Source organism: Acinetobacter rudis, from assembly GCF_000829675.1.
GTDB classification, from domain to species: Bacteria; Pseudomonadota; Gammaproteobacteria; order Pseudomonadales; family Moraxellaceae; genus Acinetobacter; species Acinetobacter rudis.
In genome coordinates this window covers 165094-177545 of sequence record NZ_BBRX01000001.1, presented here as the reverse complement: position 1 = coordinate 177545, position 12452 = coordinate 165094, and the positions used below count along the sequence as shown (strand labels likewise).

12 protein-coding genes are annotated in these 12452 nt (G+C 33.7%); 5 read left to right on the top strand and 7 right to left on the bottom strand.

Annotated elements, in window-relative coordinates:
• The 6 genes from Aru01_RS00765 to Aru01_RS00740 all read right to left on the bottom strand — a co-directional run.
• Window positions 1-785, bottom strand: a 785-nt coding sequence (locus tag Aru01_RS00765; protein ID WP_042111029.1) for an alpha/beta fold hydrolase, incomplete at its 3' end; no start/stop codon positions are given.
• A 78-nt stretch (window positions 786-863) separates the two neighbouring features.
• Window positions 864-1625, bottom strand: a complete 762-nt coding sequence (locus Aru01_RS00760; protein ID WP_016656181.1) for an HD domain-containing protein — start codon at window positions 1623-1625, stop codon at window positions 864-866.
• 311 nt (window positions 1626-1936) lie between these two features.
• Window positions 1937-4480 (bottom strand): aminotransferase class III-fold pyridoxal phosphate-dependent enzyme, encoded by a 2544-nt coding sequence (locus Aru01_RS00755; protein ID WP_016656180.1) that lies wholly within the window; start codon window positions 4478-4480, stop codon window positions 1937-1939.
• A 42-nt stretch (window positions 4481-4522) separates the two neighbouring features.
• Complete coding sequence (locus Aru01_RS00750) at window positions 4523-5554, bottom strand: acyl-CoA dehydrogenase family protein (RefSeq protein ID WP_016656179.1); 1032 nt, start codon at window positions 5552-5554, stop codon at window positions 4523-4525.
• Window positions 5555-5559: 5 nt separating this feature from the next.
• Window positions 5560-6735: an iron-containing alcohol dehydrogenase gene (locus Aru01_RS00745; protein ID WP_016656178.1), complete on the bottom strand. Its 1176-nt coding sequence runs from the start codon at window positions 6733-6735 to the stop codon at window positions 5560-5562.
• An 8-nt stretch (window positions 6736-6743) separates the two neighbouring features.
• Window positions 6744-7259 (bottom strand): hypothetical protein, encoded by a 516-nt coding sequence (locus Aru01_RS00740; RefSeq protein ID WP_016656177.1) that lies wholly within the window; start codon window positions 7257-7259, stop codon window positions 6744-6746.
• 548 nt (window positions 7260-7807) lie between these two features.
• On the opposite strand from Aru01_RS00740, the gene Aru01_RS00735 reads away from it, so the two are divergent.
• The 5 genes from Aru01_RS00735 to Aru01_RS00715 all read left to right on the top strand — a co-directional run bounded on the left by Aru01_RS00735 (window position 7808) and on the right by Aru01_RS00715 (window position 11310).
• Complete coding sequence (locus tag Aru01_RS00735) at window positions 7808-8341, top strand: Ivy family c-type lysozyme inhibitor (RefSeq protein WP_016656176.1); 534 nt, start codon at window positions 7808-7810, stop codon at window positions 8339-8341.
• A 26-nt stretch (window positions 8342-8367) separates the two neighbouring features.
• Window positions 8368-8796 carry a hypothetical protein gene (locus Aru01_RS00730; protein ID WP_016656175.1) on the top strand — a complete coding sequence of 143 codons (429 nt, stop codon included), beginning with the start codon at window positions 8368-8370 and terminating at the stop codon, window positions 8794-8796.
• A gap of 93 nt (window positions 8797-8889) precedes the next feature.
• Window positions 8890-9633, top strand: coding sequence for a YggS family pyridoxal phosphate-dependent enzyme (locus tag Aru01_RS00725; RefSeq protein ID WP_016656174.1), 744 nt, complete (start codon window positions 8890-8892; stop codon window positions 9631-9633).
• Between the two features lies 1 nt (window position 9634).
• Window positions 9635-9895, top strand: coding sequence for a hypothetical protein (locus Aru01_RS00720; protein WP_016656173.1), 261 nt, complete (start codon window positions 9635-9637; stop codon window positions 9893-9895).
• A 107-nt stretch (window positions 9896-10002) separates the two neighbouring features.
• Window positions 10003-11310: an aminotransferase class I/II-fold pyridoxal phosphate-dependent enzyme gene (locus Aru01_RS00715; protein WP_016656172.1), complete on the top strand. Its 1308-nt coding sequence runs from the start codon at window positions 10003-10005 to the stop codon at window positions 11308-11310.
• Between the two features lie 81 nt (window positions 11311-11391).
• On the opposite strand, the gene Aru01_RS00710 is transcribed toward Aru01_RS00715, so the two are convergent.
• Window positions 11392-12447, bottom strand: a complete 1056-nt coding sequence (locus Aru01_RS00710; RefSeq protein ID WP_016656171.1) for a fimbrial protein — start codon at window positions 12445-12447, stop codon at window positions 11392-11394.
• Between the last annotated feature and the right edge of the window lie 5 nt (window positions 12448-12452).

The window sequence follows — 12452 nt, the reverse complement described above, 5'->3', positions numbered from 1 at the left end:
TTTGTTATTTCACCCACAATCGTATCGGGCTGTTTAAGCCAATTACTATGTTTATTACCTTTTAACTCAGGACTGATCTCAATACATTCAAGCGTATAGCAACTAAACATTTCTGCTAATTTTTTTGTAGATTGATATGGTGAGAAGTTATCACCTTTAATATTTATAAAAATCCCATGGCCTTTGGCTTTTTTATGCCAAGGAGCAAAGTAATCATAATTACCTGTTAAAGCAGTGTGACACCAATTATTCATTAATGTTTTAGCTTCTTTTAAACCAAAACCAAGCTTATAACCAGGTAAATATCCATAAAAACAGATGAATAATTTAAAAACCAGCACTGCACGTATGAGATTGAATCGTCCGAAGCCTTGCCAATTTTTATAATGAATATTACCTGTTGCGACACCAATGATAGAGATCTTATTTTTTGTCGCATAAAGCGTTGCTATGTGACCACCTAAGCTATGTCCAAGTAATACGGTGTTTTGTGAATCTGAAAACCCAATGAGTTGAGGAATAAACTCATCAATTAGATCTTTGTAGCCATAGTCTCGATTTCTATTGATATGTGGCTGATTCATACCACAGCAAGGATAATCTGCTGCAATTACGTTGTAACCAGCTTGATTAAGACAATTAATAAACTTCTGATATTTTTTTATGGGTACGCCGATTGCGGGTAGTAAAATTAAGGTTATATCTTGATGACTTTCAAGAAAAGTCGATTTATATTCCTCTACACGTACCCTAAATTTATTTTTAAATAGAAAATAATTATTCATTGTACTACCCCCTTCTTATTATTTGATGAGTAGTTTTTAAGGCATTCATTTTGATGAGATGCTCAACGTTGCTTACGATTAATCCTTATCGGGATTCATCGAAATCATCATCGTTAAACCTAGTTTACTTAAAAAGTTTGTTCGTGATTCTTTTACTGATTTATTTTCTTCAGCCAATAATCCTTTAAAAATTTTATTAAAGTTTTCCCTTGGATATTTTCTTAATAGTTCATTTCTAAAATCTTTAGGAATTGTATATAACTTATCTCCAATAACATCACATGAAGCACCTTGTTGTAATAATATTATCTCAGGCTCATTATTTTCATCTATAAAACCATTCATGTGCATACAAATCGCATCTTTAACTTTTATAGATTTCTGCTCATCATACGAAATCTCTTGTGCTTTTTTTTCAAACTGGATAGCACTTTCATAAGTAAAACATTTACAGCCTTTGGTTTTACGGTACGCATCTGTCAAACCCAAATCATGGAAAAGTGAGGAGACCAATAAAACCTCTGGATCATATTCACGGTTATGGATATGTCCTAGTGCAGCTCCCCAAAAATAGGTTCTCCATGAATGATTTATAATTGCTGTATCAGCATTCCCATCAAGCTCCTTAATTGCTTCAACAATAATTTTGCTATCAGGTACTTTTATATTGTCTAGTGCTATGTTGTCTTCAATATGATTTTCTGATTTTAATTGAGTTCTAATGATCCCCATTACACTGGGAATAATGATCGTATTTGCAAGCTTAATCTTTTCTTTGGCCTTCAGATGCCCATTCGTCATCTGCATCCAGCTAAAACTACCAATTTTTGTTATAGACATGATCTTTACCATTCCCTAAGAAAATTATTAATCGTATACCACCCATGAGCACAATATGAAGAACCGATGTAGGCCTTAAGATGTTATCTATAGTTTTTTTACAATTTTTTATCCAATACTTTTTTGTAAAATTAATTTAAAGCGAAAAGACTAAATTCGTAGGAGTCAGATAAAGAAATTATAGTTTTATTAATATACTATTTTTCAATTTAAAATCACATATGAAAATATAAAATTCATGAGTTATATGTCATCAATTTTAATTGAGTACATCTCTATTCATAATTATTCGAATAAAACAATGCTATATGTTATTTTTCACTATAGTTGATTGGATTAAATCCCTGCATTTTCGCAATATTTAAAATTCGGTGTGCTTTTTTAAATGGGACACTTTTACCAATACTTTGATGCTCATCCATGCCATTTAAAGAAAGCGCTATTGTCTCTGAAAGACAAGCTAAGTTTATCCCTGCTGCAACTCTTACCATATTACAATCACTATAAAAAACAGGATTTGGTTGGCTGACTAAACCTCCCTCATAGATTTTAACGTTATGACCTTCAATAAAATCAAAAGGACGTGCTACGTCAAATACTAAGGATGATTTTTTTAAGTATTGTGTGTTTAAAAATGCCTTACCTTCACTGGTAGCTGAAATAACAATATCTGCTTTAGTAAAAGCGAGCTGATAATCAAATTCAATTGACAAACCTAGCTGAACTAAGTCTTCTGCTAATTGGTCAATATTACGAAGTTGTCCTTGTGTGGTATTGAGATATTTACGTAATTTATCAAAAAATGAACCGGGCATAATTTGGTATTCTGTTTCACAACAACTTTCGATTAAATAAGGTAATACTTCTTGTTTGATTCTAACTTCGCTACCTGATCGACCGACTAAGATTAACTGCCCATATTGATGTGCTAGACCAGCAACTGTTAATTTTCCAACTGAACCTCGAGCACCAACAATAACAGCATACTGCATTGAAACATCAATACCCTCTATCATTGAAAAGATGCTTTCCACAGTTGATAAGGCAGTGAGTGAGTTTCCATTAGTTAAATGGATATGCTGAGTAAAGGGTAAAATCGTTTCACCACCGTTGCTAATGACTGATGTATATGCACCTAAACCAATAAACTCCGCACCATGATGTTGAGCGACCTCTAAGTATTCCAGCATTAGATCTAATCTATCTTGAGGACTTAACCAGATCATATCTTGAGGAGACAATGGTGAGAAAATAAACATCCCATCGGCATAGCGTTGATTATTATAAACCGTAAAAAATGTTGCGAGGTCTGGGCTTGGATCAGTACGTGCAATGGCTAAAATCTTATCGGCGAGTTGATTTAACTGATCATCATTAAAATTTTTTTTGATTGAATAAGGAAAGGAATTAATTAAATCTTCGATAGAAGTGGTATGGATAAAAAAGGCAAATTTTTTACCTGCTTTCAAATGACTATTTTCAGGGTTAAATTGACAATCTGCGATTAGGGTATCTGCTACAAATGAAACTGGGTAATGCTCAGTGCTCGCAGGTAATGCTTCAAAGTTAATTTTGATTAAATGACTAAAAAGTAAATCATAACGTCCATTTTGAATAATCACGCACACCTCCTCTAATGCGTAGATAAAACGGTCGATATCTGACTTATTAATCGTTAAGGGGGGTTCAAAACGAATTGAACAAGGTTTTGATAACAATGGCATCATAAATACCTGATGCCGACTTAATAAATAACCACAGATGATATATGCCAAACTACCATTGTTTTGGCTAAAATTTATTAAAATATTTTTGTCTGCAGTTGAATCATAAAACTCAAAACTACGCATTAATCCAGCGCCATTAAACTTAATAATTTGAGCGTAATCTACTAAAATTCTATCAATTTGTTCATCTAAATATTCACTAAGGGTGCGTACATTTTGATAGATCGAGCTGTCTTCAGCGTGTAAGAAATTTAGCACAGTAAGTGCGATAGTCGCAGCAAGTGCATTATTTGAAAATGTAGAGCTATGTTTTTTATCAAAATTGAAGGTATAAAATTTTTCTCTATAAATTGCAGCACCTACCGGAACGAGTCCTCCTCCTAGCGCTTTAGAAAAAAGTATACAATCAGGATAGATCTCGTAATATTTAGCCATACAGATCTCACCTATACGCCCGAGTCCAGTCTGTATTTCATCAAAAATAGACATCGTGCCGTATTTTTTACAAAGAGATACTGCTTGACGTAGAAAATCTGGAGTAGCGGGTATCATCCCGCCTTCACCCAATATCGGTTCAATAATAAAAGCCGCATATTGTTTTGTACGAAGTTTCTCTTCTAAATCCTCAATTTGATTGAGTTCTATATAGTCATAGTGTGCCTCATCATGGATAAAAGGCTTTTTAAACCGTTTAGAACCACTGGCAGATAAAGCAGCAAAAGTTTTACCATGAAATCCTTTGACTACACTCAAAATTTTAGCTCTGCCAGTTTTAATTCTTGCTAATTTAAAAGCGACCTCTACCGTTTCGGCACCGCTGTTCGTCATGATGCAGCGGCTATAGCGTTCCGAGTTAACGAGTTCAATAAGCCGATTTGCAAACTGTTCAACCACGTTTGAAATACTCGGTTGTATCAAATTTGCTTGGTTTGTTTGCAGGAAATCTATGACTACTTTGTTTAAAAAATCAGGATTATGCCCAAAAGGTAAAGCACCATATTGGGCTAAATAGTCATAAACAAATGTTCCATCGGATAGAGATAAGATATTTCCTTTTGCTGACACTGGATCGAGATCAATGTTAAAGTTTTTAAGAAGCTTTTGCCGATATTCATTGATTTTATACATTTTAATTATCCTTTTTCAGCCAATCCTTAGATTATCTCACTTCTAAACAAACTGATTATAATATTGGAATCGACCTGTGGGGTGATATTTAAGCATTTCCAAATGGTTATTTAAATTCAATATTATTGGATTTTTCATTATCTCAATTCCACCAATATTATCTAGAATATAATTTTTCATTTGTTGAAGATTATTTTCAACTAAATATCTGAGATTTAAAATACAACTTAAATCATCTTCTAATAACCGCTCTTTACTACAAATAGAATTCATTTGAAGCAATAAAACATCATTAATTTTTTGAAATTCAATTAATTTCATTTTAATACCAGTTAATGATCTTAAACTTTCAGGAACCATTTTTATGAAAATACCTGAAATCCCTATATATGCACTTACAACTAAATAATTAAAAAGTGATAAACCATATATGAGGCAAAGAGAAAGTTCATCATTATTTAAATGACAATATTGATGTTCAGAAATAATGACATTATTAAAAACCAGTTCATTACTGTCACAATATTTAAAAATTTCTAAATTCCAAAAAGGTTGTATAGAGATCCCCTCTTGTTTAGCTGAGAGATTAATAAGTGTTAGTTTCCCATTCAACACTGTAGACATGACATAATAATCTGCAATACTTGATAAGGTACAAGGTTTTTTTGAACCATTTAATCGAATAATGTTATCTTTAATATCAATAGAAGATGAAGGGTTAAAAATATTGACTCCCGCTTTACCTTCAGCAAATGCAGAAGCAATTAAATATTCATCATTTAAGACTTTTTTAAGTATTTCTTGAGCATTTTCAAATATATCTGGAAATTTTGCTAACACCAAAACAATATGGTGATGCATGGTCAAAGCAATACCAAGGCTAGGTTCTAGGCTCGCCTGAGTTCGAATAGTATCGGAAAGGCATAATAGTTGATCGGTATTTTTATGTGCTTGTATTATTATTGATAATGAAAGTAACTTATTGATTTTTAGATAGTGCTTTAAATCATTTTTATCTTTAATTTGAGAGTCTAGGACTTTGGAGTGATCCATTTTATTTTTTTTAATATACATTTTAATTACCAAGCCTTTTCTAAAATATTAATAATCTCTTTTTTAGAGGGTTTAATTGGATTAAAAATAATAGAACCATCAATTAAGGCTTTATTCGCAATATATTCAAAGTCTTTTACACTAACGTTGCTTAGCATACCGAGTCTAGAGGGCAGCTGGGTTTTACGTTCTAGGATTTCTTTGAGATGATAAATTTTTTCAATGAATAGGTTTACGCGTGTATTTTTATCATTCAATTGATATTCAGATTCGGTTAAAAACAATAATGATAATTCATTTAACTCTTCCAATATATATTCTTTATTATATTCAATAACATAAGGTAAAAATATACTACAACATAATCCATGAGGTACTGCAAAATTAATTCCTAAAGCGTGAGCAATTGAATGTGTTAAACCGACCATTGAATTAGAAAATGCCATGCCTGCCATAGTTGAAGCTTCTGCTAATGCAAGCCTAGAGTTGAAATTTTGTGGTTCATCTAAAACGATAGGTAAATGGGTTATAATTTTTTTAATTGCAGAAAAAGCAAGTTCAGAGGATATAGGATTACGACTATTACAGGTGTATGACTCTATGCAATGAGTTAAAGCATCCATCGCTGTCATTGCAGTAATATATAAAGGTAGATTTTGTGTCATCTTCGGATCTAGTACTGCATAATCAGCCATGATATAGGGTGAGTTAAATATTAATTTTATTTTCTTATCATTATCTGCAACAACCGCAATAGCGGTAACCTCTGATCCAGTACCCGATGTCGTAGGAATAATAATAGAAGGTTTGAGGCGATGTGGTAAGTTATTTACACCCATATATTTTTCTAATTTTCCTGTTAAAGTAACTGAAATATTTAAAGCTTTACTGGTATCTATTACAGAGCCACCGCCAATAGCAATAATAATGTCACTTTCTGAATAAAAAAATTGATCAGCAGCTTGATAGACACTATTCACACTACCATCAGCTGGGATATCATCAAAAACAAAAAAAGGGATTTGATTTGCTTCAAGTATCTCTATCACTGGTAGATGTACTTTTGCTTTTGTAATACCTTTGTCAGTCATTATAAATACTTTTGAAGCAGATAATTTTTGAATTAGCTCTGGCAGTTTACTTAAAGTATCAAGGCCGGAAATAATACGAACAGCACTATAAAACTCATAATTATTAAACATTGTTTAGCTCACATGATTATTCTTTTTAGAAAGTTTATTTTTTGGTTAATTGATATATCATCATGTTTAGATAAAATTCTTCTTGATATAAATCTAGGCAACAAATGTGCCTCAACTATCTCTAGACAATTGATAAAATTAATGGCTAATGATGCATCTCCATTCGTAGAGAAACGATTATTTGCAACAGCAATAGTATTACCTTCTTGTAGACTCAGAATTTTAAAGGCAAGCGCTGGATGTTTTATAACAATAGCTAAATCATAATCGATTAATGCTTGCTCCCTTTCATGAATAAGATATAAATGTTTATCTCTTACCTGAAATACCACAAAAGCATTTTTAAGATAATTAATTTTAAATAAAATTTTAGCCCCATTATTAAAATCTGCTAATTGTTCTTGAACTTGGGCATTGTTTTGGCTGGTTTTGGATAAAATACGCGCCAACACTTTCAATGTTGTCGATGAATATAACTGTGTAGCTTGTGCAGTAAAATTACGTATTAATTTATTATTCATCATTTAGATTTATTCCGTTTTATCATAATTTTTATCACTATTTTTCTGAATTGAACTCATCAGGGAATAATCGACCTTCTTAGCTACCCTGCTGGCTTAAATCTAGATTGTAGAGTGTGCTATTTAATTGTCTTTAAGATAAATGTTACGCGTCGTAATTTTTGAGATATTTCTATATCTGGTTATTAACTTGGAGTTACAGTTGTATCAATTCTTTTATTTGTAATTGTGACCGTACCTTGTCGGATTTCATCTACACAATGATCGTTCAATCCAACTAAGATATAGTCTATTTATAATCAAGTAATATTGAAATTTAATATCTTATTTCATATAGTTATCTTAATTTTTTAATAATTTATTGTATTAAGTATAAATTTTTTTCAATTGAATTGCAGACGCAATTGATTCATCCCTGACAGAAAAATCAAAGTTCTAGTTCACTTAAATTAGAGCGATCAATCAAATTTTTTATTAAAAAATAATAATATGAATTGATTAACTTTTTATTATTTGGCATAAATAACCCAAAGTTAAATTGGTATGTAAAGATGAAGATTTCTCATACTTTAATGTTAATAGGTTTAGCTCTACCTTTTACCGTTCAAGCTCAAAGTATACAAGATTGGGAAAAATGTGCAGATAAAGTCGGCAGTACTTTAAATGTCCTTGAAATTGGCAATATTGGATATGAACAGGAAATTAAAATTCGTTGTGGAGAACGTCCCTCTACGACTATTTCTAAAGACAAACTTGTAAATAGTCTTGCTTCTGATGTGATCAAAGCAAGTCAATGGAAATCAAGGTTTCAAAAGTTAACTCTAAAAGATTATGCTGCTGTTCAAGCATCTCTGACTGTATCGGGCCCCATGCAACGTGAAGGTGATTGGTTAGTCGGGAGCGGTTATGATCCAAAGGGTGCTGATTCAGAACAAGCAATAATTGCAGTAAATACACGAAACAATAAGGTGATGGCTGCATATGTTTCAGCTGGCGTGTTGCACACCTATGGATTTGATGAAAATAGTAAAGATGTACCTGAAAAGTTTTGGCAATGGATGTCAGGAAAAACTGCTGCAGGTTAATATATTTGAGTTATAAGGGAAAAATCATGAAAAAAAGCTGGATCTTGGCCTTAGCCATCCCCCTAGGAGGATTAACAGCTTGTCAATCTCCTTCAGTCAATAAAGTCGTTCGAGATCTATCATCGCCCAATGGTGATTATCACGTTGAAGTTCGCCAATGCCGAGCTAACGATGTTATGTTTGGTAAAGCAACTCAAGTTCAAGTATCCGTGCTAAAAAAGGGTGAATCAGAAAAATGCCGAACAACAATTCAATCTGTTGCACAGTTTACTGTATATGCAACAGATTTCAGAAAAAAGGAGGACGAACTTCAATTGAAATGGTTGTCTAATAATGAATTACAAGCATGGCATCGTAGCTTTGGCCTATTTCAGTATAAAAGCTATATTGGCCCATTTTCATATAGTTATGGGGCAAAAAAGCCAGTTACAATGATATTCTCTCCTTTAAAATAACCCTTATAAATGCGCAAAACAGGAAAATGGCTTGCGCTTTTTATTTAATAACATTATTGTCCTATGACAAATAAATTTTGTCATAGGTTTTATATGAAGCAATACCATATGCCTAATAGCGTTAAAGAGCTAGCAGCTAACTTTCAGAATATTCAGCAAGTGATTAATGCTGTATGTCATCGTATCGGACGAGATCCCCAAACAATTCGGTTGCTTCCTGTAACTAAAACCTTAGCAGTGAATAGAATTGAACAAGCGCATCAGTTAGGTTTCAGTCATTTTGGTGAAAATAAAGTCCTTGAAGCCAAATCAAAATATGAAGCCTTACAACACTTAAATATACATTGGATTTTGATCGGCCATTTGCAAACAAATAAAGTCAAATATGTTGCAAAGTTTATTGATGAATTTCATGCTCTAGATAGTTTTAAACTCGCAGAAAAACTCAATCATCGTTTACAGCTGGAGAAACGTCAGCTTCAAGTTTTCATACAAGTCAACACGTCAAATGAAGAAAGTAAATTTGGTGTTAAGCCAGAGCAAGCTCTTACGCTAATTGAGCAATGTCAGATTTTTTCACAGTTAAAAATTATTGGTTTAATGACCTTAGCCCTGCATAGTCAAGAATCGAATGAAGTTAGACGTTGTTTCCAGTCTTTGCGTGCTTTACGAGATAATATTCAAAAAATTTATCCTGACATTAAACGTCTTTCAATGGGAATGTCGAGTGATTTTGAGATTGCAATAGAGGAAGGTGCGACCGATATTCGTGTTGGACAAGCAATTTTTGGAGCAAGAGATTTACCTGATAGTTATTATTGGACAGAGGCTAATTAAGATGAGTCAAAGTTATCAACTTCGCATTTTTAAAGAGGGTAAGTTATTGGGGAATTTTGATAGCCACACAACAAATTCCTTAAATTCTATAAATGAGCTAATTGGCTATTTACAGAACAATATAGAATTAACATTTGAACTCTACCAAGTTATCGAAGACTCAAGATTGCTATTACAAAAAGATGGAGCATTACAGTTACTAGGCACTACTCAACAGTATATACCGTGTTCTATAGAGGTGTTACTGAACAATGTCGATTGATTGTGGTTTGAATACAGTTGCATAATAAACATATATGTTTAAGCACCCTACTCAGCTCAATAATATTGAGCTGATGTTCAACATCAAATAATAGATGACTTTTATTTATGATCATTCGTGGTAATACAGCACAAGAAATCCAAGATAGTATTCGTATTTTGATAAAAGATGGTCAACTTGCGGAGGGAGACTTCTTACCAAGTGTACGTGATTTAGCTGAACAGCTAAAACTCAATCGTAATACAGTTGCTGCTGCATATAAAAATCTAGTAAATATGGGCGTCATTATTTCTAAAGGGCGTTTAGGTTCACAAATAAAAAGTCATCAAGCCACGCGTCTTCTTGAAGGCTATCAACCCCTTTCACAAGGCGTTATTGATCTGGCACATGGTAATCCAAAGAGAAGCTTATTGGCTTCACTGGAACATATTAATCTGACTCAGTTTCATTGTGCGGTTTATGGTGAAGATATTTACCATAGTGGGCTACTTAAGATCGCAGACGAAAACATTTTCTGTGATATCTCAGCTGAATTTGCTATTGAGTTTACCCATGGAGCTGTAGATGCTATAGAGCGAATACTCAGTGTTCACCTTATTGCTACGGATACAATTGCAATTGAACAGCCTGGTTTTATCAGTAGTATTTGTGCGTTAGAACAACAACAATATAAAATGCAGCCCTTTACAGTCACTTCTGATGGCTTTGACTTAAATGAATTACAACATGCTTTAGACATGCATGCTCAAGCAGTGATTATTACACCACGTGCTCAAAACCCGACAGGTTATAGTTTAGACCAACATCACGCAGACAAGATAAAAGCACTCCTGAGCAATTACCCACATGTATTAGTTATTATTGATGACCATTTTTCCTTATTATCACAAGCAGAATATCAACATGTGATTCCTGAATCGACCAGACATTGGGCAGTGATCCGTTCAGTTTCTAAATATCTTGCACCTGACTTTCGTTTCGCCTTTGTAAGCTCAGATCAACATACTGCAAGTAAATTGCGCCAGAAATTAAATGCTGGTTCAACATGGGTAAGCCATATATTACAAGAAATAATCTATCAGTTACTTGAGAAAGAGCAATTTGACAAGCAGCTAAGCCAGACAAAATCCTATTATCAAGAACAAAATCAGAAAATGGTTCAATATCTTCAAAAGCTTAATATTCCCTGTGCTCAACAGTATGATGGTTTAAATATTTGGCTAGCTTTACCTCATGCAGATAAGATCAGTAAACTTTTAGCGCAACACGGTTTTTTAGTTCGTTCTGGGCAAGATTTTCAAGTTAATCAGAATATTTCAGGAATTCGAATAAGTACTGCAGAAATGACTGAAGCACAAATGCAAGATTTAGCAAAGCAATTACGGCAGATTTATCAAGTGATCCTGCATATTTAAGTTGTGTTTACATATGCAAAAAATAGGCCCAGCCAATCTTAAATGACAGGGCCAAAATCACTCGACATAAATTTTCTGACCTTATTTAAACTCCATAATGAAGTTTGCACTTGCTTCAACCTTGCCCGCTGAAACTTCGTCGCCATAGCGATAATATTCAGCATAAATAGGTACTTTTGTTTCACCTTTGTCTAAATTCTTTAGGAAGACACTTTTTCTATTAATCAAGCGCTTACCATCTTCAGTTGAAGAAACAAAACCAATACCTTTGGCAAATTCTCGTCCTTCCTGACTGTTTTTAATCACACTTTCATCACCATCATCATCAGTCTGGACTTGATTGTTGCTTAAGTTTAAAGATAAGTGTGCCCGCATATCGCCAGTACACTGTATTTTTAATTCACCTTTAGTTCGAGATGATGTAGTACCAATTCTATTCAGGGCGGACAGTGGTGCCCGAGGTAAATCGATCGTTAAATTATTGGCATTCTCGATTTCACAACTTGCTTCTGCAGCCGCAATGTTTCCAGAATCAAACATGTAAGTTACGCCAGAACCAAAAGGATTACCTGGCGGGCCAGGAAGCAAACCACCTAAAGTAACATTACCTAATTGGACTGCTTTGGTTGGGTTATCGATATTTGCATAGATAATAACTGTTGCTTGTCGAGGACGCATTTTACTGTCTTGATTATCCCCTTCATTGACTCTAAGTTCAGAGGGATTACCGCGATCGCCATAAGGTCTTCCAGTTAAATTATCTATTAATACATAAGCGTAATGGTTTTCTCCTCCAGCATATGAGTTTGGTAGTACAAATGCTGGTTGACCATCAATATCACCAATTGAAGATGCCCCTCTTTCAGTCGGACTACCTTGACCAGCATAGGCATAAATAGTGGCATCATCGCTACACTCTGCAACATAGGGAACGCCAGTAGCATTATGCTGAAAATTAAATTCAGCAATTTTTTGATATTTTTCAACATTTCCACTGACTTTAATGGTACCGGCATAGGCTTTCATGAGTGTATGTCGTGTTGATGGAGCGTTTGGAGTACAACCATTGGCAAACGCTTGTTGTGTGACACCACAGAGCAGCAAACTTGGGATGAGGAAAATATGTTTTAGATTCATTGCAT